The following is a 22,043-nucleotide window of genomic DNA, read 5'->3' on the forward strand; positions in this document are numbered from 1 at the left end:
GACACCAATGAGCAATGTGCTTTACCCCTACAAAAAATCTATATGTATCAAGATTTTTGTGAAATGGTATGAGATAGTTTTTTTACGAGTAATCGAGCAGACTCCTAATGAAACGTGGTTTATTACTGTTAAGACAGTCATAAACCACGTACTAAACTTGATATTACCTTTTACCTTTTAATAGAGACACGAAATTTCAAGTCTCTATTCATCGTCGAAATCATCTTCGTCGTCTTCCTCTTCTTCCTCGTAATCGTCGTCGTCTGCTACTTCATCGGCGATTAATTCATCTTCGTCATCTAGAACTGACCTTTCTGCACGTCTGCTGCCAAAACCCGATTCCCCAAGAGTCGGAGAATCTAAATTATAGGTGCGAGCTGTGCGGTCATCTAAGACCATATCCAAGGGATCATCAACTTCATCTAAGACACTACTGCTAATCTCAGCAGCATAATCATCGATCGCTCCTGGTTCTTCATAGGTATTGTAACCAGTACCAGCCGGAATCAATCGCCCGATAATCACGTTTTCCTTTAATCCGCGTAGCCAATCAGATTTGCCTTCAATAGCTGCTTCGGTAAGTACCCGTGTTGTCTCTTGGAAGGATGCGGCGGAAATAAAGCTGTCGGTGTTCAAGGATGCTTTGGTGATCCCCAATAATACTGGGGTATACTGTGCCCGCGCACCGCCTGTAATTGCCATCGCTTCGTTCACTTGCTCAACTTGGCGCAGTTCCACCAATTCGCCGGGAAGCATGGTGGTGTCACCACCATCATCAATCCGCACTTTGTTGGTCATCTGGCGAACAATCACTTCAATGTGCTTATCGGAAATATCAATCCCTTGAGACTGATACACCATTTGCACTTCATTCACCAAGAAAGTCTGTACCTTCTGCAAGGCAATGCTGGCACAAGCATAGATTCCGTCTTCGGAACCCAGGCTAAAGAAGATTTCCAAAATTTCGTGGGGATTGGATGGGCCATCAGTCAAGGGTTGTCCGGCCAAAACATAAGATCCATCGGGGACAATTAAATTTTGTCCTGGGCCCAGAGGATAATCTGTGACCACGCCATTTGATTCTACGACCTTGATGGCGATCGCTTCATCACCATCACCGTAAACTACCTTAACTTCTCCTCCCCGTCGGCATAAAATGCACGCTTCTTTCGGTTTCCGAGCTTCAAGTAGTTCCTCAATCCGGGGCAAACCTTGAATGATATCTCCGGTTTTGGCGCGTTCAAACACCAGCAACACCAAGTTATCACCCCGTTGCACTAAATCGCCGTCTTCTATCTGCAACACAGCACCAGGGCTGACTCGATAAGGGCGACCGATGCGGGTAGTAATAACGTAGTTTTTAGTACTCAAAGCTGACTCTCCACCAGATGCAGCAGCGGCACTCTTGATATCCACTACTTGCCCTGATTCTGGGGCAAAAACTCCAGGAGCAACTTCTGTACCTTCTACTAGCAAGTCACCCACTTTCACCTTGGGCTGAGTACTAGTATTAATGGGAAGCCTGTCAGCGTCGCGCAACACCAAACAGCGACGCACGTTTTCGGTTCCTTTTTTAACGCCCCGCACTTCTCCACCTTCTTTACACAAAATTTGGGTACGTGCGACCACAGAACCGGGGGCAATGGTCAACCCATCATGTACCTCAAGTGTTGTCTGGGTGCTACCTTGAGTAGCATCGGCGGTAATGTCTCGACGAATTACCAAGGATTCCAAAATTACCAGTTGTAAACGTTGAACTTCTGGGTCTTCAGTATCCTGTACCAATTCAATATCTGCTGCTAAAGGTGAGGCATTGTGGTCTTGTTCCCCTTCTTGCTCAATTTCCAGCACAAGCTGGGTTCGCAGCAGTTCCACACCTTCAACAGATTTGACGCGTTCTGAATCTTTGTAAGGTAGTCTTTGCACAGCTCGCAACTGAATCGATCGCCCGGTTTCTTGACTTACCGATGTGGTTGATGGCACATCTGGATTATCCGGTACGGCAAACTCAACTACTGGACGACTCAACAGGGCGGGCCCTTCTGGTGTTTCTACATACTGGATATAACGCAATTCCGTAGCAACATTGCCTTGGAATTCCTCACCTGGTTGGATGAAGGTGTTATCTCGCCCGATAACTGATTCTGGATCGTCCACCATCAGCAGTTCCCCTGGCTTCACCACCACTTCCCGCAGGATGTCGTTTTTCTGGGTGACTTCTACCACACCGCTGTTTTGACAGAAGATATCTTTTACTACCTCAGTGCCAGCTTCTACAAACTGACCATCTTCCACCAACAGCAAGGAGATATCTTTATTAACTTCGTGGCTTTCTTCGGGAATCCACAACAGAGTACCACCCTGCACAACTTCATAACCCAGCTTGGCTTTACCTTTTTTCTGGACTTCAACACCCGCGAATTTCAGGAATCCACCAGTGGTTGTGCGATAGCGGTCATCAATTAACTCAGCTACTACTTGACCATTTTGCACTTTTGTGCCCGGTGTAGCTCGGAGGTTAAATACTTGGTTGTTGCCAGTGGAGACTAAGTAGTTATTGCGACCTTGGGAACTTTGGACTGTCACCGTTGCCTGGTCTAGGACTACAGAAGCGGTGATAATCTCAATTTCTCTGGTACTCTTACCTGGAGTAGCTTCGGGCAAGCGCACCACACCGCCGTGCAAACTAGTTAATTTAGTTTCTGCTAAAACTCCATTAGAAGCGATCGCATCACCATTTTTCACCACCAATTCTGCACCAGGCGGCAAGTTGTAAACTTCTCCAGACAAAATCCAAATCAAGCCACCGCGTGCGGCTGTGGTTGTGGTATTACCTTGACGGTCAGTTTTTTGTTCTGGAACTACTTCGGCAAATTGGACTTCCCCAGCTAAGTCGGAGGCAACATCTTTAACGGCTTTTTCTGTATTAGTCCGAGTTGTGCGTCCACCAAGGGCAACCTCTGCCAATAACTGACCTTGTTTTACCTTATTTCCATCAAATACATATAATGTTGAACCTTGGGTAAGATGAACCTCTTGGTTATCTGGGGTAACATCACCTACTTTTGTTGGTTCCAAAAGCATGATGCCATTAGCTTCAACATAGAGGGCATCTTCCCCGTGGCGGGTACGATACGTTCTGGTCTTCAGTTTGCGGGGAAGCTTAACAGTCCCATCAATTTTAGAACGAACTTGTTGCGCCACTTCCCCAGTGAACACCCCACCTGTGTGGAATGTCCGCATGGTTAATTGAGTACCAGGTTCGCCGATACTTTGGGCGGCAATAATCCCCACAGCTTCGCCCAAATCTACCATCTTGGCGTGTGCCAAACTCCAGCCGTAGCAGTGTTGACAGACAGAACGTGCGGCTTCACAAGTTAGTGGCGATCGCACCACAACTTCTCCCACCCCAGATTCTTCAATTTTCTTCGCCAAATCCTCAGAAATTGGGGAATTGCGGGCGGCAATCACTTCTTTTGTGACCGGATGCACCACATCTTCGCCAATTACTCGTCCCATCAAGCGGGTCGCCAGAGGAATCAGGGTTTTGGCACCTTCTGTCATTGGTCGAATGCTAAGACCTCTAGTGGTGCCGCAGTCAAATTCCCGAATAATCACATCCTGGGATACGTCCACCAAACGGCGAGTCAGATAACCGGAGTCAGCCGTCCGCAAGGCAGTATCCACCAATCCTTTTCTGGCACCGTAAGACGAAATAATATATTCCGTTACAGTCAGTCCTTCACGGAAGTTGGTTTTGATCGGCAAATCGATAATTTCCCCTTGAGGATCTGCCATCAGTCCCCGCATCCCCACCAATTGCCGCACTTGAGAGATGTTACCCCGTGCCCCGGAAAATGCCATCATATATACGGAGTTCAGGGGATTAGTCTTCTTGAAGTGAACGACGACTTCATCTTTCAAGGCTTCACTAGTACCGTTCCAAGTATCGATTACCTTTTGGAAGCGTTCTACTTCAGTGATTTCTCCCCGTTGATAACGGGTTTCAGTAGCGCGAATTTCTTCCTCGGCTGCTTCTAAGAGCAATCGCTTAGTTGGTGGTATCATCAAGTCATCTACACTGATGGAAACCCCGGCTTTGGTAGCGTAGCGAAATCCCAAATCTTTCAATTTGTCCGCCATCACTGCGGTTCGCGCTGTACCATAATTCGTAAAGGCCCAAGAAATTAATTTTTGCAGTTGACTTTTGTTAACTACGCGATTGCGAAAAATCATTTTTTCGTTAGTCATTAATCATTAGTCCTGAGTCATTGGGCATTGGGCATTGGGCATTGGGCATTGGGCATTGGTAATTGTTCCCTATGCACTATGCCCCATGCCCTATTCTCTAACTTGCTAGCGCTTCCTGAATGGCATTGTTGTAAATAACGCGTCCAGGAGTTGTGTATATATACTGTGAAAGTACATTGCCTTTAGCGTCTTGTCTGACTCGACGGAACTTATAGAGTAATGTGCGAGTACCATCCTCGTTTTCCGTCACTTTCACCGGTTCTGTATCGGGTTGGTCTGATTCTATTTCACCGTCAAACCTTACGTAAATATAGGTGTGCAAGTCAATTTGATCTTGCTGGAAAGCCATAATTACGTCCTCCAACGAGGAATAGTAATTTCCTGCCCCTTTAGTTGCACCAGGATTTTCTGCTGTTAAATAATAGGCTCCCAACACCATATCTTGACTGGGCGTGATGATGGGTTTACCTGTGGCTGGTGACAAAATATTGTTAGAAGCCAACATCAACAACCGCGCTTCAGCCTGACTTTCTAACGATAGAGGGACGTGTACCGCCATTTGGTCGCCGTCAAAGTCGGCGTTAAACGCCGGACAAACTAGAGGATGCAATTGAATCGCTCTACCTTCTACCAAAATTGGTTCAAAAGACTGAATACCCAAACGGTGCAAAGTTGGTGCCCGGTTTAGCATTACAGGGTGTCCTTCAATCACCTCTTCCAACACATCCCAAACACTGGGATCATTGCGGGATATCAGCTTTTTCGCAGCTTTGATGTTATTCACCATACCGCTACGAATCAGGCGGTTAATCACAAATGGTTGAAATAGTTCAATCGCCATTTCTCTAGGCAAACCGCACTGGTGAATTTTCAGCTTTGGCCCGACCACAATTACCGAACGTCCAGAGTAGTCAACTCGTTTACCTAACAAGTTTTGTCGGAAACGTCCTTGCTTACCCTCAATAATGTCGGACAAAGATTTCAGGGGTCGGTTATTTGCCCCTACCACAGTGCGTCCCCGACGACCATTGTCAATCAAAGCGTCCACTGCTTCTTGCAGCATCCGCTTTTCGTTCCGCACAATAATCTCTGGTGCCAAAATTTCTTGCAAGCGTGCCAAACGATTGTTCCGGTTAATTACCCGCCGATACAAATCATTCAAATCGCTAGTAGCAAACCGTCCGCCATCTAGTTGCACCATTGGCCGCAAGTCGGGCGGAATTACGGGAATAACTGCCATTACCATCCACTCTGGTTTAGAACCAGTAGCGATGAAGTTGTCAATCACCCGTAGTCGCTTAATTAGCTTGGCTCTCTTTTGTCCCTTGGCGTTGCCAATTTCTTCGCGTAGGCTTTCGGCTTCTTGTTCCAAATTGATATCGGCAAGCAAACGCAACAGCGCTTCAGCCCCAATACCTACCTCTACGCCTTGCAGCACAGAATCTTCGCTATAAATTTGGTCTTCTATTTCCAACCACTGGTCTTCACTCAGTAGTTGTTTGTAAGTTAAAGTTTCGGCATTACCTGGACTCAGGACAACATAAGAGTTGAAATAGACAATCTGCTCGACATCCCGCAAGGGCATATCCAACAGGATGGAAATATAGCTAGGAATACCCTTGAGATACCAAACGTGAGCTACTGGTGCGGCGAGTTTAATATAGCCCATGCGGTGACGACGCACCCGTGACTCGGTGACTTCTACACCACAGCGCTCACAAACAATACCTCTGTGCCGAACTCTCTTATACTTGCCACAATGACATTCCCAATCTTTCGCTGGGCCAAAGATGCGCTCACAAAACAAGCCATCCATCTCTGGCTTGAGAGTTCGGTAGTTAATTGTTTCTGGCTTGGTAACTTCACCGACTACTTGACCATTGGGCAATGTTCTCTCGCCCCACTGGCGAATGCGTTCAGGGGAAGCCAAGCCGATTTTTACGTAGTCAAACTGATTAGTTTGGGCAGGTCTCATACTTAATTCGTAATTCGTAATTCGTAATTCGTAATTAACAATTTCTAATTCGTAATTAACAATTTTTAATTCGTAATTCGTAATTAATTCTTCAATTACGAATTACGAATTATCAATTACGAATTATTCGTCGTCTTCCAGCGATTCGCGGGAAAGAGATTCGTAAGTTGGTCGAGGAGGTGTGCGACGGGCTGATTGGTCTGCCATCAAATCGACTTCCACATCTAGGGAACTGCCGTCCGTTTGGGTTTCTACCTTGTGTACAGCAATATCTAACCCCAATGATTGCAACTCACGCATTAGCACTTTAAAGGATTCTGGAGTTCCAGGACGAGGAATTGCCTTACCTTTAACGATCGCATTTAACGCTTCATTCCGTCCTTGCATATCGTCAGATTTAACTGTGAGCAATTCCTGTAAGGTGTAAGCCGCACCAAAGGCTTCCAATGCCCACACTTCCATTTCTCCAAACCGCTGACCACCTTGTTGTGCTTTACCACCCAAGGGTTGCTGAGTCACCAGTGAGTATGGGCCTGTGGAACGGGCGTGGATCTTATCATCTACCAAATGCACCAGTTTCAGCATGTAAGCCACACCGATGGTAATTGCTCGGTCAAAGGGTTCACCTGTTCGCCCGTCATACACCATGATTTTGCCTGGGTTATCTGGGTTATATACCCAGTCTTTCCCTGTTTCGTCCCGTGCTTCTTGCAATTTGCCATGCACGATTCGGCGGGATGTCTCTTCACCGTACATTTCATCAAAGGGAGTAATCTTAAATCGGACTCCCAAGGTTTGACCAGCCCAACCCAACAGGCACTCAAATACTTGTCCGACGTTCATCCGACTGGGTACGCCCAAGGGGTTAAGTACAATGTCCACTGGTGAACCATCGGGCAAATAAGGCATATCTTCCGCCGGTAATATCCGAGAAATAATCCCTTTATTACCGTGGCGTCCTGCCATTTTGTCGCCAACTTGGATTTTGCGTTTTTGAGCAACATACACCCGGACTACCATATTGGCTCCTGGTGGCAGTTCATCGCCTTGTTCACGAGTAAACAAGCGCACATCAACTACGCGACCTTTTTCACCGTTTGGTACTCGCAGGGAATTGTCCCGCACATCCCGTGCTTTTTCACCGAAAATGGCCCGCAACAATTTTTCTTCTGGCGGTTGGTCAGATTCACCTTTTGGTGTGACTTTTCCTACTAAGATATCTCCAGCTTCTACCCATGCCCCAATGCGAATGATTCCCTGTTCATCCAACTGACGTAAGGCATCTTCCCCGACGTTGGGAATTTCTCTGGTGATTTCTTCTGGCCCCAGTTTGGTCTGTCTAGCTTCAATTTCATATTTTTCAATGTGAATTGAGGTGTAGACATCATCTTGTACCAGTCTTTCAGAGATTAAAATCGCATCTTCGTAGTTGTAGCCTTCCCAAGGCATATAGGCAACCACGATATTTTGTCCCAGTGCCAATTCACCGCCTTCGGTGGAGGAACCATCAGCCAATACCTGACCAGCAACAACTCGCTCACCAATGCGGACGAGAGGTTTCTGATTTAAACAGGTGTCTTGGTTTGAGCGTTGGTACTTGGAAAGGGTATATCTAATCTCGGAGGTGTTAGGTTTGGGGCGGACGCGAATTTCTGTGGCATCCACATAAGTGACATCGCCATCAGTACGCGATACAATTACCATCCCAGAGTCTCTTGCTCCTTGCGCTTCCAAACCAGTACCCACCAGCGGTCGCTCTGGTTTGAGCAGGGGTACTGCTTGCCGTTGCATGTTCGATCCCATCAGCGCTCGGTTAGCGTCATCATGCTCCAAGAAGGGAATCATGCTGGTTGCTACCGATACAATCTGTACAGGAGATACTGCTACGTAGTCCACCTGCTCTGGTGTTGTGGTAGAAAATTCTTGACGATAACGGACTGGCACTAATGGCCCAATAATGTGCCCGGTTTCATCTACAGGAATATCTCCCGGAGCAACCCGCAGATCGTCTTCTTCATCGGCTGTCATGTAGGCTGGAGGCAGATCAAATCTGACTCGCCCATTTTCTACAGGTCTAAATGGTGTTTCTAGGAAGCCGTACAGGTTAACCCGCGCATGGGTTGCTAAGGAGCCAATCAATCCGGCGTTGGGGCCTTCTGGTGTCTCAATGGGGCAAATACGTCCATAGTGACTAGGGTGAATATCCCGCACCGCAAAACCGGCGCGTTCACGAGTTAAACCACCAGGACCAAGGGCGCTCAGACGGCGTTTGTGGGTCAGTTCTGCGAGAGGATTGGTTTGATCCATGAACTGACTTAATTGGCTGGAACCAAAGAATTCTTTAATTGCTGCTACCAATGGTTTAGGGTTCACCAAGGAAGCAGGAGTTAGGACTTCAGCATCGGATACAGTCATCCGTTCCCGAATGATTCTCTCTAAGCGGTTTAAACCGACCCGCACTTGGTTTTGCAGCAATTCCCCGACGCTTCTCACCCGACGGTTGCCTAAGTGGTCAATGTCATCGATATTACCGATGTCATATTCTAGATTGATCAGGTAATCTACGGCTGCCAAGATATCGCCAGCAGTCAACACGCGCATCGTGTCGGGAACAGAAAGGCGCAATTTCTTGTTGAGCTTGTACCGTCCGACGCGACCAAGGTCATAACGTTTTGGGTCAAAGAAACGAGAATCTAGAAGTTGTTGTCCACCTAATACTGTGGGTGGTTCACCAGGACGCAGTTTCCGATATAACTCCATCAGGGCTTCTTCTTCAGAAAACTGCCCTTCTTTTTCGATGGTTTTTTGGAAATATTCGGGGTGGCGTAAGGCATCGAATATTTCGTTGTCTGATAACCCTAAAGCTTTTAGAAGTACCTGCGCTGATAGTTTGCGGGTTTTGTCGATGCGTACCCAAACTAAATCGTTACGGTCTGTTTCAAATTTCAGCCATGCTCCCCGGTTAGGAATTAAGCTAGCTGAATAAGTACGTCGCCCGTTTTTGTCGATTTCTGATTTGTAATAAACCCCTGGCGATCGCACTATTTGATTGACAATTACCCGCTCGGCTCCGTTAATAATAAACGTCCCGCGATCGGTCATCAAGGGCAAATCACCAATGAATACCTCTTGCTCTTTGATTTCCCCGGTTTCCTTATTAATCAACCGTGTGGGAACATACATTTGTACGGCATAGGTGCTATCCCGCCGTTTGGCTTCTTCAACGCTGTACTTTGGTTCTTTGAGTTTGTAGTTATGACCTAAAAAGTGCAGTTCTAATTTGCCCGTATAATCTGTAATAGGACTAAAGGAGTTAAGTTCTTCTATCAGCCCTTCTTCCAAAAACCAGCGAAAGCTTGACCGCTGGATTTCAATCAAGTCGGGCAATAGAAAGGCGGGTTCCATATATGTTTCTTTAGTCATGCCTCTACCTTTGTCAACCTGGTTAACTTTTCCCTTGGACACTGCTCTTTAACGCTTCCCACTGCTAGCCAGTGTCCTTAGCTGTTTGGGAACTTTTTATTACACACTTGTTGTTTACAGGTGTGGACAAACGCAGCGATTAAAGCTGGCTGGAATGAGCATTTTGACAACGGAGTAATCGCTCTTAAATAGGAAATGTGGGAGCAGAGGAGCAGGAAAGAAGTTGCTGAAAGTCTTTCCACTCTGCACCCCACGCCTCATCCCCAATCCCCATTTCAAAAAGAATATGCTGAGATATTCCTGAGTTTGATCTACTTTCCTCACTTCCCCTCCAAAAAGCGCGTTAATTTGCTGACGCAGCTCCATCCGGTGTGTCTTAAGTCCACCCCGCTGTTTATACTCTCAGTGATATCCTAGATATCCTAAGACTGAGGGGATGATCCGTACCTTGTCGGTTTTGAATCAGAATCACTTTATTTTGCTGAATTGTACTCACAAGGCAATTTTGTTTAACGATTTTCAATAGGTTCAATACACACCAAGCCGATGTTGTGCAAAAGTCTAGCTCAATTTGGATTGGCACGGTTAGTCATGTGTGGAGAGCATCCGCTTGTAGAGATTGGGAGGATGGCCAAGCCATAACAGCACGGAAAATTCAGACGAAAATTTTTAGGTTCCTTCCTTTATCATTATGGCGCAAGCAAAATGTTTTTGAGGGAATAATATTAGCATATTTTTGTCCCCCTAGAGTTATATTTTTTTTAGCACAACTTAACAAAATATACTAGGGCACACCTGATATTGACAAACCAAATAATTCACAGGCATTTTGGGTGGTTTGATGGGCGATCGCCTCTACCGTTTCCTGACGCAGTTTAGCTACTTGCTCGGCTACATAAAGCACGTAAGCAGGTTCGTTGCGTCTCTCACCCCGTTTCGGAACTGGGGATAGGAAAGGACAGTCTGTTTCAATCAGTAGGCGATCGCTATTCACCATCGCAGCTGAGGATTGGATCGCTTTGGCGTTTTTGAACGTTACCGTTCCGCTAAAGCTGATGTAAAAGCCCAAATCCAGAAACCACTGAGTTTCTTCTGGTGTTCCTCCCCAACAATGCATGACACCCCGCACTCTTTCTCCTTTGAGTTTTCGCCATTTTTGCAACACTTCTCTGGTTGCCACAGCAGCATCGCGGCAGTGAATAATCACTGGTAAGTTGAGTTCAGATGCGATCGCCAACTGTGACTCGAACACCATGTACTGTTGCTCGTAGTTATCAGCTTTGTAAAAATCCAGTCCCATTTCCCCAATGGCCACTACATTCGAGTCAGAACTAGCTAAAGTTTTGATTTTCTCGGCTGTCTCGCTATTCCACTTATCAGCATCTAAAGGATGTAATCCAACAGCAAAGCTGATTTCGGGAAACTCTTGGGCTATGGATTGAATACTGGAAAACTCCTCTGGGTGAACACAGGAATGTACTAAACGCACTACACCTGCTTCTTGCCACCGCGATCGCACTGTTGCTAAATCCGGCTGGAAACTATCAAAGTTGAGATGTACGTGTGTGTCTATCAGTTGCATCTTTTGTCCTTTGTTGTTTGTCCTTCGTCATTTGTTTCCGGAGTCTTGTACCCTGTTGGGCATGATGGAAGCAGACGATACCGACGGAACGCTGCAAATAGCTTGCTTCCCATTAAGGGTAAGGGGACTCGCTAAAGCTACGCTATCGTTGACAGTCGGCGCTCAGACTTCTGTTTTTGTTTTGTGACCAATGACAAAGGACAAATGACCAATGACTACTCAGCTGTTTGTGTGAGGGGTTTTAGTCTGTGAGCCAATCTTGACTTTTTCCTTGCCCCATTGTTGGGGTGAAGGACACCCCGTTTGATTGCTTTATCGATTTTGGCGTAAGCCTCGGATAACCTAACCTGTGCTTCTTGTTTTAATTCTGGGGTAGGATTAGCTGTACAGGCAGCTACAGCATTAAAGTATTTCTTCATCAGCGTCTTGACTGCTGATTTGTAAGCTTTGTTACGCAGTCGGTTACGTTCTGCGATTTCGGCACGCTTGAGAGCAGACTTTGTATTCGCCACAGTCAATTCCAAAAATACTATTAATTATGTACACACACTACTAGACTTACTAATATAGCATCCAAATTGCCAATGTTATAATTTCCTAAAAAAATTCTCTTTAAACACACTGGCTACCAAGAGTGTATGGAGTATCAGCCACTATCCGCAACTTCAAATTGTAAATCAGCGGGTTGTGCTAAACGCTTTTCATCCTCCACCCAAAAACTTAACAACCAGTATAGTAGTGAACTATCTATAACCTTTCTTAAATACCTACCCTGCAAAGGTGGGGAGTGGGCATTGGGTATGGGGCTATTTCTCCCCATCTCCTATTCCCTACTCCCTATTCCCTATTCCCTTTATTTCCCCATACCTAATTGTTGAGCTTTTTGGTAAACTTTACCCTCAGTTAATAGGGAAGGCGCAATCACAACTTCCACTTGTTGCATTTCTTTAATATTTTTAGCTCCCAAAGTGCCCATACTCGTCTTTAAGGCTCCTAAAAGATTGTGAGTGCCATCATCTAGTCCGGCTGGGCCAATGAGTATTTGCTCTAAGCTACCGGTTGTGGCAACGCGAATCCGGGTGCCACGGGGTAAGACTGGACTGGGAGTCGCCATACCCCAATGATAACCTCTTCCTGGGGCTTCTTCGGCTCTGGCAAAGGGGGAACCAATCATCACACCATCGGCACCGCAGGCGATGCATTTGCAAATGTCGCCACCGGTGATTAAACCGCCATCAGCAATAATGGGGATATAGTTGCCGGTTTCCTTGTAGTAATCATCTCGTGCTGCTGCACAATCTGCGATCGCAGTCGCTTGTGGCACACCCACACCCAATACGCCACGGGACGTACAAGCGGCACCAGGCCCAATTCCCACCAGTACTCCAGCTGCTCCAGCTTTCAACAAATTCAAAGTGACTTCATAAGTCACACAATTTCCCAACACCACTGGGATAGGCATGGAACGGCAAAATTCTGCTAAATCAAGTGGTACCAAAGACTCTGGTGACAGATGTGCAGTAGAAACTACCGTAGCCTGCACAAAAAATAAATCTGCCCCAGCTTTTGCCACCGCCTCACCGTATTTACTTGCACCGGCTGGAGTTGCACTTACCGCCGCAATCCCACCTTGTTGTTTAATTTCCTGAATACGTTGTTCAATTAATTCCGGCTTTATTGGTTCGGCATAGAGTTCTTGCATTAAGGCAACAAAATCATCTTTCCCCACAGAGGCAATCCGATCTAATATTGGCTCTGGGTCAGCATAGCGAGTTTGAATCCCCTCTAAATTGAGGACACCTAATGCTCCTAACTGTGACAAACGTACAGCCATACGAACATCTACTACGCCATCCATTGCACTGGCAATTATCGGGATTTCTCGCTCAATATTGCCAATACGCCACTTAGTATCCGCCAAACTAGGGTCTAGTGTTCTGTTACCGGGGGCTAGAGCAATTTCATCTATTCCGTAAGCTCTGCGAGCTGTTTTTCCCCGCCCAAGTTGAATTTCCACGCTTTAAATTTTCTCAAATCTGTTTAAGCTAGGGTATCAAATTGTGGGAGAACTTGGGGCGTTTTTTTCCCCGAACTATACTAGACTACTCCGAACAGTCCAGGCTGCTGTGTTGTTTGAAGGTTAGTGTTGCGCTAGTTTTTCAAAAATTATACTTTGATGTGTCTGTTCTTACTGAGTTGATGTCAAGATTATTGGCATTAGTTCTCTTAATTTGCCTGTATTGACTTAGGTCAAGATCATGCAAATTCCCATAAATGCCACCAACTTGGAATAGTTTGTCTTATTTCATCTCGATAAAATTTTTGAATTTGAAAATTTTCATTTCCAAAATCCCAAATTTATTTACCGTTTCTTTTTCGCAGCATCGACACCAGTGTAACCAGTTGCTAACCAAATTATTGCTCTAGCTCCATCACGAATAGATTTTTCGATAGATTCAGGGGGGTTTTCTGAAGGAACTGGCACTGGTTTTAAATAAATACCCCGACTACCCAAAATAATTTCGCCGATGACACAAGCCCGACGCATGTGGAAGTCTGAAGTAATTAAGTAAACGCTCTTGATGCCACGAGCTTGCAAATCATCCACCAACGTAGTAAAATTAGTAACTGTATCTACTGCTTCATAATCCAAGTGTAAACGTTTGGGATCAATACCAGCTTTGGTAAACACTCGTTGGGTGAATGTAGGTGGACTACCGCCAGTAATCCAAATCGGTATATTTGGATGCTCACTAACAAACTTTGCTGTAAACTTCTCTCTCTCTAAACGTCTCGTTGAACCACCCAACACTATAACTGCTTGCGGCTGTACAAATTGGTTTTGTACTTCTTTGTATCCCCACCACACGAATAGCGGTAGGACAAAAGCCATAAAACGAAAAGATTTACCTGTAAAGAGTAGCTTATTCAAGGCTCAATAACTTAATTTACTCAGTCCAAAATTTTCTCTGTCTAGAAGAAAAAACAATTGATAGTAGATTAGCAAACTTCCAAAAAATCTGCCCAAATATAATAAATTTGGTCGATTTTTTTGTCGCAGCGCGATTAAGCGTGCTTAAAGTTTTACCTCTAATTGATGGATTATCCTAACCTGTATCGGACGATTCATCAAAGGGTTGTAACCACTTTATCTAGTTCTTCTCGATTGCATAGAATAGAGACTAATAGCAGGTGCACAAGCAAGGCTGTGCCCCGATGAATTGTTATATGTTAATTGCCTGAATAAACGGGACTGGTGCGACTTGAACGCACGACCTGACGCTTAGGAGGCGTCCGCTCTATCCAACTGAGCTACAACCCCAACTGCGAAGCATATATAATTATAGCAGTAGTTTTAGTCAGACTGCCAACAATTATCCCAAGAGCCGCCGCCTACTTCTAAACCACAAAGAAGACTTTCTGCTTTGAGGATTATTTGAGATTTTCTTCCATTTAGTTCTCGTAACTCTAAATTTAGCTTTCCTTGCATAGTGTCTCGGCAACAGTATCTTAAACCTTCTGCTGTGGGCGCACGTAGAGGTGTACCAGATAGATTGGTGGTTCCTGTCAATTCAATTTCGTAATGAGAGTTACTAGCTTTCATTTGCCATCTACCCCAAGGCTGAATTTCCCACTCTACTTTTGAATTCCAGGGAACGAATTCATAAAACTTGCCTTGATAGTGCAGTCCAATCATCGCTACAGATTCCATCCACCACAGCACGCCCCGCCGCCCACCGCCAGCAGTTAATGCTAAGTCGGGTTCGCCTTCAAAGAAATTACAATTTATCCAAAACCATTTTTGAGGAAAAGCACCACCCCAATTTTTCTCTCCGTAAGCTGGGGCGTTGGTGAATTCGTAGATTTTGCCATTCCAGTCAATCTTTCCACTGGCTAAACCGTGAGCCATCAAAATTTGCCATCCGGGTTCAAAAACCTGCAAGAACGACAGCCAGCCAGCGGTTGATTGCTGAATGCTATTTTGATTTCCCCAACCGTATATTGGTTGAATTTCATACTCCCAACGGCAATAATTATTGGTGGCGCGATCGCAAATTATTCCCTGGTTCAAGGTGGCTGTAGCTTGATAGCCTTCTTGTACATGATGCTTAAACTCTGCTGGAAGGAGGTATAGGGGAGAAACTTGCAAATTGGTTTTACCCCAATGACCTAAACCCAGGACATCCCGACTACCCCAAAATTTGTTGACATCAGGAAAAGTACGGCATAGATACTCATCATCTGGCCCTAGTATTTGGGCTGCACCACCACTGTGAGGTTTACCGCCAATGGGGTCTTCAATGGAGTACATAAAGGCGAATGTTTGTCCAATTTCCGGTAACGTGACGCGGTAATACCAGCCTTCAAAGAAGCGGCGACTACTTCCATCCCAGTGATAACCAGAATGAGGCGTTTGGGTTGATTGAAGAAGATTTAGGGGAATAGTTAACATATATCTATATAGTTGCCGATTTTTTCAGTATGCGCGATGACCTCGATATCAATCATGCTTATGAAATTCTGGGGCTGGAACCCGGTGCATCTCAAGCACAGGTGAAGCGAACTTACCGTAAACTGGTGAAAATTTGGCATCCCGATCGCTTTGTTGATCAAAAGCAAAAACAGGAAGCTGAGGAAAAAATCAAATCAATCAACGCAGCTTACAATAAGCTCAAATCTGAAAGTCCATCTGAGCCTCCCATTTCTGAAAATCCATCTTCATCTTCGCCTAAAAATCCCACAAAAATATCTGTCAATCGTTGGGATGCAGAAACTTTCTATACTTTAGGAGTAGAGAATGCTACAGAAGGAAGATATGAGGATGCGATCGCAGATTTTACCCACGCAATTCGTCTCAATCCTCACTACGTTGACGCGTATAAATATCGTGGACTAGTTTGCTCACAATTGGGATACGAATATAGAGCCGCTTCAGATTTAAATAAAGCTGCTCAAATAGAACAAGAGTTAAGAAATCCGGGGAGTACACGTAGATCGCGCTCACCTAGATATGTATCAAAGCCTAGACCTCTGGTAGAAAGATTTTGTCAGAGGATAAAAAGTTTACTGAGGCTAAATCGGCGTTGGAGATAAGGTTTTACCCATCAGGTGACACCTTAATAACATCCATCTTTGGGACACTCTTTCTCTTGATTAAGTATTAACTTCCTACAGATAGAGCCACTTGCTGATCTCAGAGGTTATCCTGAGAATCACCAACAGTCGCGTAGCAAATAAAACCCAACATTTATCAGCAACATATATTTTTCAATTGAGTAAAACCTCTTGTTTTTACAAAACTTTAGTTTGTCAACATGATATCGAGGAGTGAAATCAATAGCTATGCCTATTCCCAATGAACGCGAAAGCCAAAACAGTGAATTTAAGCAAGAATCTTACACTGATGCTAATGGTAATACTCACACTGACTTGACGCAAACCACTGAAACCGTAAAGAACAGCACAGTTAATCCAAACTCTTTCAGTAACGGTTACGTACAAGGTAGAAATACTGAGCGTAGCAATCAGCAAGCAGATTTAGCCCAGCGTGATGAAAACAATGTTAGTGGTGGTTTAGTGTTGGGTATTATCATTACTTCCCTGCTTGGTTTGGTTATAGGTGGAGTTTGGTACTTCAACCAGCAGAATAACGCAGCCGTTGACAAGACTGTACCAGTCGTGGTTCCTGTACCGAGTAATAGTAGTGCAACCCCCAGTGCATCTCCTCAACCACAAACGACGATAATCGAAACAATTAGAGAAGTACCTGTTCCTATTCCTGTTCCACAACAGCAGGCTACACCTCCGTCTGCACCTCGCCAACCGGATATTAACATTACCATTCCACCCCAGCAGCCTGCGGCAGAAAAAGCACCTTCTGTAACTCAGCCAACTCCCAATGCGACACAGAGCCAGACCACGAGTCCATCTAATAACACTCCGACTTCGCAGAGCGATACTTCTCCCAAGAATGTCGCTCCAGACACGACAAGTGATACCTCTAAAACTACTCCACCTGCATCTAATAGCGGTTCTTCTACCGCAGGTGATGCTACTACAGGCGGAGGCGGTTCTGCTCAATAACGGCTTCTGAACTTTCAGCCCACTTGATAATGTTGGTATTCACGCCAATACGCAACAAGTGGGCAGTTTTTAAGCAATATTTTTGAATTATTGCGATAAATTAATGCTGTTAAAGTTTAGTAAACGTGTCTTGTAGCTAAACAAACACGATGCTAGATTAAGAGCAAGGTACAAACAGGTTAAAAGTTAAACAAAAACTTTCAAGTTAGAGCCTGTGCCTCCTGCTCTAATGTTCTTGCGATCGCTCTTTATGGTTGTGGCATCCATTGAATGTGTTTTTGCCTTGAGTTCAATGAGTTGTTTTGGAGGTTTTAGAACGCACAGCCAGAAAATGCCTACCTAGTTGAAATGTAAGGATGTGCAATTCTGAGTAGAGCGATCGCGAATGCTGTCCACCTTAGTTGAGTTAGTTATTTCTGAATTCTCCAATCTTCAAGAAACCGCCCCAAGCTGCTGATACCTATCCATCGTAGCTTCTGGCGGTTTCTGCTTTGAGTTATTAAAAAGTTCAGAATTGTTAATGACTAATTAAGGTAATTACAGTTACTTCTGGCGGACAAAATAAACGTCCTGGTTTATAAGTTCCTAAACCACGGTTGACATATAGTTGATTTTCTTCTATCTTGTGAAACCCTTGCGCCCACTCCCAATATCGCACTACTTTCGAGCAGTCTCCCAGAAAAAATGTTACCCAACGCCGCAATTTTTTAGGAATTTGTTTGAGTAGCTTTTTGTAATAAAGTACTAGGGGGCCAATGCCCGGAATTACGATGTGACCACCGTGAGTATGACCAGATAGTTGCAAATCTACGCGCCATTGTTGCAATATCTTGGCTGTATCTGGGTTATGGGATAAAACAATACGGGGTATAACAGAATCTAGTTGATTCATGATTGGTGCGGGGTAAAATTCCCGTGACCAATAATCAGCTAGTCCCACAAGCGGTAATTCTTTTCCTAATGGATAGGCGATTTCATTCCAAAGCACATGCACCCCAATGCTAGTTAAAGCCTGTGTAACTTCTGCTTTGGAGTGGCTGTAATAGATATCGTGGTTTCCAAGTACGGCGTAAATACCACAGCGACTCTGCAAATGTTTTAATCGAAGCACCAGTTGGTGAATTGGCATGGGATCGTCAGTTACGTAATCACCAGTTAATAGAATTAAATCTGGTTCAGCTTCGTTAGTAACTGCGATCGCTTCTTCAAGCATATCTTCCGATAGCCGCAAACCATCGTAGTGAAAATCTGACAACTGCACTAACGTTGTACCTTGTAAAGATGCAGGAAGTTGTGCAATCTTAACCGTTATTTTATCTACTCTTAAATGTCCCGTAAACAACCAATGCATAAGGCAACCGAGACTCCTCATACCAGCGCTTACAGCTTACCAAAAATCAAAATGTAACTTGATAAAATGCAATAATTTATGTCATCTACTGTAGATACAATTAATTCATTGATTTCATTTATGTATGCCAGGTACTCATTAGCCAGAATACCTGCTGTAATTGCATTCTTTTATATTGAATTTTGAATTAGCTTACTCACCTTGTAGGGTGATTATAGTAACTTCTGGGCGGCAAAATAAGCGTCCTGGGAGGTAAGTTCCCAAACCACGATTGACATATAACTGATTTTTTCCTAGCTGATGAAAACCCTGTGCCCATTCCCAATGGCTGACTACAGAAACATTTACTTCCAAAAATGGGAATCGACGTCGCACTTTTTTGGGTATTTTTTCTACAAGTTTCTCGTAAAACAACGCCACAGGGCCAATTCCGGGAATCACGATTTGACCACCGTGAGTATGACCGGATAATTGTAAATCGACTCGCCATGCTTGTAATATCTCCGCAGTATCGGGGTTGTGCGATAAAACGATGCAGGGTGTGTCGGGGTTTAGCTGGTTCATAACTGGTGCGGGGTGAAATTCCTGTGACCAACTATCCGCAAGTCCAACGAGTGGCAATTCTTTTCCTAGTGGATAGGCAATTTCATTCCAAAGGACGTGAATTCCAATACTAGTTAACGCCTGTGTAACTTCTGTTTTTGCGTGTTTGTAATGTATATCATGATTGCCAAGAACAGCATAGATACCACTGCGACTTTGCAGATGTTTGAGTCGAAGTACGAGTTGGTGAATCGGCGTCGGATCGTCAGTTACGTAGTCACCAGTTAATAGAATCAAATCTGGTTCAGCTTCGTTAGTAACTGCGATCGCTTTTTCTAGCATATCTTCCGACAGCCGCAAACCATCGTAGTGAAAATCTGACAACTGCACCAACTTCTTACCTTGTAACGATGCAGGCAACCCTGCAATGTTAACCGTCAATTCTTCTATACTCAACGGCCCAGATAACAACCAGTGCATAAGACGTTCAATAAACTTTAATCATAGCGCTTACAGCTTAACTAAACATCGTCGGTTTGTGTGCAGCGACCAGTCCAACTTATTGAAAATTTTATGAAACCTGTAGGTTATAGCGTATTTATACTTAGTGAAAATCAAAAATAAATTTACTACTAAATTATTTTGTAAAAAAAATACTACTTAATATTAGATATTAGAGTTAATATGCGTAGGCGCAGCCCATCATACCCCTACGAGGAAGCAAGCTACGCATAACGTCTGGCAGAGAAGATATCACTTTCCAGATTGCTGTATAATTTTGGATGCGATGTCTAACAACAAGCTCGAAAACAGAGTCTCTTCGGTTTTGCGCTATCGGTCTACGCACCTGTAATTTACTACTGTAAACGCCAAATTTGTTTTAGTCGATCAATTAGTTGTTCTTGCCGTTTATTGATAACTTCAGGTGTCCATTCCTTTTCCATCAGCACTTGTGTAGTTAGCGCAAAATTTGAAACACCTGTTTTCGTCGTGAAATACTTCTGCTTTTTCAGTTCAAAATCATAGTTCTGGGCTTGACTATTTTTATAGGAAGAGAGCAAAACTAAATTTCCTATACGATTAACATATTGATCACGTTCTTCCTGAGTGACAAACCAATTTTCCCACACACTATTAGAAATGGGATTTTGCGGAAGCACATGCTCAATAGTAATGTTATGGAAGTGATACGAAGCTTTTCCTTCCGACAATGCAGTATCTAAGCGAATTAAAACATAAAGTCGAATTTTCTTCATTAAATAAAGGTCATCATTCAGTATTTTGAGAATATATTGCTTTTCTTCCATTTTCAATTGCAGCGGTGAATGAGATGCGTACAAATCTTCTCCAATCTCGATAGCATACAACAACTTGCTGTAACGTTCTATGCGTTCATTAATATTAGCCCGTTGAATCATTAAACCTGAAGCAAGGCGATCTAAATCTGTGAAAAACCTCACTAACAATTCAGGATTGCTGTAATTCCGAGCAAGGTACAACATAGCTGGAGGTATCCAGTCAGAATTATCAATAAGCTGTAACCATCTAAAAAATTGGTTTACTTTTTCAGCTAAAATATCACTGTGATAAGCTTGATTATTAATGTCATAAAAAGCCTCACCGAAAGGAATCAGTATTTTATCAATTAACTGCTGAGGATTATGGATTGGTTTAATATCATTTAAGAATTCCTTAAGTATACTTTCACGGGGCTTAGATTTGACGTTAATCATTCTGATGTGAGAGAATAAGCTTTTGAATATATCACGTCCCAGTTTTTCTTCTAGCTCTTCCCATTTTGTAGTATATTTATCCTGTTGTTCAAGAGGAATCTTACCGATAATTTCAGCTTTCAAGATATCAGCATGAGACAAATCCATTCCTCGATTATTAATTACGGAAAATATTCTATATGCAGAGTCAATATCTGGAGTAGAAACTACTACTAAAAAACATCGTTTAATTATGAATTGAGTTAGGCGTAGAAGCTGATTATTAGTAAATAGCTGTAAGCGCCTTACAAATAATAATGTATTTTCTTTTATATTTTTACGACTATCTGATAGTTTGGCACTATGTAAATTTTTAAGTTTCTCAATTCCATCTTCATCCTGAATATATTCTTTAAAAAACTGTGCATCTCGCTCACGCAAATTCAAACGGTAAACGTTATCATCAGGATCAAAATCATCTTTTTCGTAAAGATATCTTGTTAATATATGTATGTGTTCTTTAGAAACGCATGTCCGTAAAGCCGCTAGCAGTATAGTAAGTGTAGTCAAACGCTGTTGACCATCTACAACTTGGGCATCTCGTTTATCTCCTTTTATGAGTACAATATTTCCTAAGAAATATGGGTTTATCTCATCAATTTTATCGTCACTGTCTCCCAAAGCAGTAATTAAATCTTCAAGCAGTTCTCCAGCTTGTTCGGTTGTCCACGCATAGGGACGCTGATATAGAGGAATGGTGAAGACAAAATCATTGCTAAATACTTTAGAGATAGGATAATCAGTAGCTTGAATTTTAACCGCGCTCATATATACCTTCTTTAGTCGTGTAGTAGACTGCACTTTACTAAAGTTAGTTTTCCCATTAAAAACAGCAATATTTCAGGGCGTTGTAATATTGGTCAGTTTTTTAGGGATTGGGAAAAATAAGCAATTGCCAAGGAAAACAGAAAAATCGACACTTAGCGATCGCTAATCTTCCTACCTGTCGAATTTTTAGCAATATCTGTGCTGAAAATGAAGGCTTTACTGACTTTTAAACACTCTCTAAGCTGTAACATAGCCTATTAGTGGGTATTGAATACACGATAAATCGCCGTCTCT

At 43.8% G+C, this 22,043-nt stretch carries 15 protein-coding genes and 1 tRNA gene; 3 read left to right on the plus strand and 13 right to left on the minus strand.

Annotated elements, in window-relative coordinates; genetic code table 11:
- The coding region (locus tag RRG12_RS11805) for a hypothetical protein (RefSeq protein WP_420759408.1) at positions 1-181 on the plus strand (181 nt) is incomplete at its 5' end.
- Positions 182-204: 23 nt separating this feature from the next.
- Here RRG12_RS11805 and RRG12_RS11810 read toward each other — a convergent pair.
- The 10 genes from RRG12_RS11810 to RRG12_RS11855 form a co-directional block, all read right to left on the minus strand.
- Positions 205-4,251, minus strand: coding sequence for a DNA-directed RNA polymerase subunit beta'' (locus tag RRG12_RS11810; RefSeq protein ID WP_069071713.1), 4,047 nt, complete (start codon positions 4,249-4,251; stop codon positions 205-207).
- Between the two features lie 97 nt (positions 4,252-4,348).
- Positions 4,349-6,226, minus strand: a complete 1,878-nt coding sequence (locus RRG12_RS11815; RefSeq protein ID WP_069071712.1) for a DNA-directed RNA polymerase subunit gamma — start codon at positions 6,224-6,226, stop codon at positions 4,349-4,351.
- Between the two features lie 123 nt (positions 6,227-6,349).
- Positions 6,350-9,649 (minus strand): DNA-directed RNA polymerase subunit beta, encoded by a 3,300-nt coding sequence (gene rpoB / locus RRG12_RS11820; RefSeq protein ID WP_069071711.1) that lies wholly within the window; start codon positions 9,647-9,649, stop codon positions 6,350-6,352.
- A gap of 784 nt (positions 9,650-10,433) precedes the next feature.
- Positions 10,434-11,231 carry a TatD family hydrolase gene (locus RRG12_RS11825; RefSeq protein WP_420759409.1) on the minus strand — a complete coding sequence of 266 codons (798 nt, stop codon included), beginning with the start codon at positions 11,229-11,231 and terminating at the stop codon, positions 10,434-10,436.
- A 215-nt stretch (positions 11,232-11,446) separates the two neighbouring features.
- Positions 11,447-11,743: a 30S ribosomal protein S20 gene (gene rpsT / locus RRG12_RS11830; RefSeq protein ID WP_420759410.1), complete on the minus strand. Its 297-nt coding sequence runs from the start codon at positions 11,741-11,743 to the stop codon at positions 11,447-11,449.
- 134 nt (positions 11,744-11,877) lie between these two features.
- The gene (locus tag RRG12_RS11835) at positions 11,878-12,051 is read right to left on the minus strand and encodes a hypothetical protein (RefSeq protein WP_176727052.1); all 174 of its coding nucleotides are present in this window, start codon (positions 12,049-12,051) and stop codon (positions 11,878-11,880) included.
- Positions 12,052-12,084: 33 nt separating this feature from the next.
- Positions 12,085-13,248, minus strand: a complete 1,164-nt coding sequence (locus tag RRG12_RS11840) for a GuaB3 family IMP dehydrogenase-related protein (protein WP_069071707.1) — start codon at positions 13,246-13,248, stop codon at positions 12,085-12,087.
- A 345-nt stretch (positions 13,249-13,593) separates the two neighbouring features.
- A complete protein-coding gene (locus RRG12_RS11845) occupies positions 13,594-14,124 on the minus strand; it encodes a YdcF family protein (RefSeq protein WP_069071706.1) in 531 nt (176 codons plus the stop codon).
- A gap of 355 nt (positions 14,125-14,479) precedes the next feature.
- Positions 14,480-14,553 (minus strand) — tRNA-Arg (locus tag RRG12_RS11850).
- A gap of 33 nt (positions 14,554-14,586) precedes the next feature.
- Positions 14,587-15,684, minus strand: a complete 1,098-nt coding sequence (locus tag RRG12_RS11855; RefSeq protein ID WP_420759411.1) for a tocopherol cyclase family protein — start codon at positions 15,682-15,684, stop codon at positions 14,587-14,589.
- A 29-nt stretch (positions 15,685-15,713) separates the two neighbouring features.
- On the opposite strand from RRG12_RS11855, the gene RRG12_RS11860 reads away from it, so the two are divergent.
- Both RRG12_RS11860 and RRG12_RS11865 read left to right on the plus strand, forming a co-directional pair.
- The gene (locus RRG12_RS11860) at positions 15,714-16,325 is read left to right on the plus strand and encodes a J domain-containing protein (protein ID WP_420759412.1); all 612 of its coding nucleotides are present in this window, start codon (positions 15,714-15,716) and stop codon (positions 16,323-16,325) included.
- A gap of 249 nt (positions 16,326-16,574) precedes the next feature.
- Complete coding sequence (locus RRG12_RS11865; RefSeq protein WP_069071703.1) at positions 16,575-17,315, plus strand: hypothetical protein; 741 nt, start codon at positions 16,575-16,577, stop codon at positions 17,313-17,315.
- Between the two features lie 517 nt (positions 17,316-17,832).
- Here the strand turns inward: RRG12_RS11865 and RRG12_RS11870 are convergent.
- From RRG12_RS11870 to RRG12_RS11880, 3 genes are all read right to left on the minus strand, one after another.
- Positions 17,833-18,666, minus strand: coding sequence for a metallophosphoesterase (locus tag RRG12_RS11870; RefSeq protein WP_069071702.1), 834 nt, complete (start codon positions 18,664-18,666; stop codon positions 17,833-17,835).
- Positions 18,667-18,858: 192 nt separating this feature from the next.
- Positions 18,859-19,689, minus strand: a complete 831-nt coding sequence (locus tag RRG12_RS11875) for a metallophosphoesterase (protein WP_069071701.1) — start codon at positions 19,687-19,689, stop codon at positions 18,859-18,861.
- A gap of 377 nt (positions 19,690-20,066) precedes the next feature.
- Complete coding sequence (locus tag RRG12_RS11880; protein WP_420759413.1) at positions 20,067-21,749, minus strand: DUF262 domain-containing protein; 1,683 nt, start codon at positions 21,747-21,749, stop codon at positions 20,067-20,069.
- Positions 21,750-22,043 lie beyond the last annotated feature (294 nt).

The sequence above is a fragment of the Nostoc sp. CALU 546 genome (genome assembly GCF_048836525.1).

Bases quoted from the DNA above. Each gene is read 5' to 3' on its own strand.
- RRG12_RS11845 (WP_069071706.1), bottom strand. From the start codon at position 14,124: ATGGCTTTTGTCCTACCGCTATTCGTGTGGTGGGGATACAAAGAAGTA.
- RRG12_RS11860 (WP_420759412.1), top strand. From the start codon at position 15,714: ATGCGCGATGACCTCGATATCAATCATGCTTATGAAATTCTGGGGCTG.
- RRG12_RS11875 (WP_069071701.1), bottom strand. From the start codon at position 19,689: ATGCACTGGTTGTTATCTGGGCCGTTGAGTATAGAAGAATTGACGGTT.
- RRG12_RS11835 (WP_176727052.1), bottom strand. From the start codon at position 12,051: ATGGGGAGAAATAGCCCCATACCCAATGCCCACTCCCCACCTTTGCAG.
- RRG12_RS11825 (WP_420759409.1), bottom strand. From the start codon at position 11,231: ATGCAACTGATAGACACACACGTACATCTCAACTTTGATAGTTTCCAG.
- RRG12_RS11815 (WP_069071712.1), bottom strand. From the start codon at position 6,226: ATGAGACCTGCCCAAACTAATCAGTTTGACTACGTAAAAATCGGCTTG.
- RRG12_RS11870 (WP_069071702.1), bottom strand. From the start codon at position 18,666: ATGCATTGGTTGTTTACGGGACATTTAAGAGTAGATAAAATAACGGTT.
- RRG12_RS11865 (WP_069071703.1), top strand. From the start codon at position 16,575: ATGCCTATTCCCAATGAACGCGAAAGCCAAAACAGTGAATTTAAGCAA.
- RRG12_RS11880 (WP_420759413.1), bottom strand. From the start codon at position 21,749: ATGAGCGCGGTTAAAATTCAAGCTACTGATTATCCTATCTCTAAAGTA.
- RRG12_RS11855 (WP_420759411.1), bottom strand. From the start codon at position 15,684: ATGTTAACTATTCCCCTAAATCTTCTTCAATCAACCCAAACGCCTCAT.
- rpoB (WP_069071711.1), bottom strand. From the start codon at position 9,649: ATGACTAAAGAAACATATATGGAACCCGCCTTTCTATTGCCCGACTTG.
- RRG12_RS11810 (WP_069071713.1), bottom strand. From the start codon at position 4,251: ATGACTAACGAAAAAATGATTTTTCGCAATCGCGTAGTTAACAAAAGT.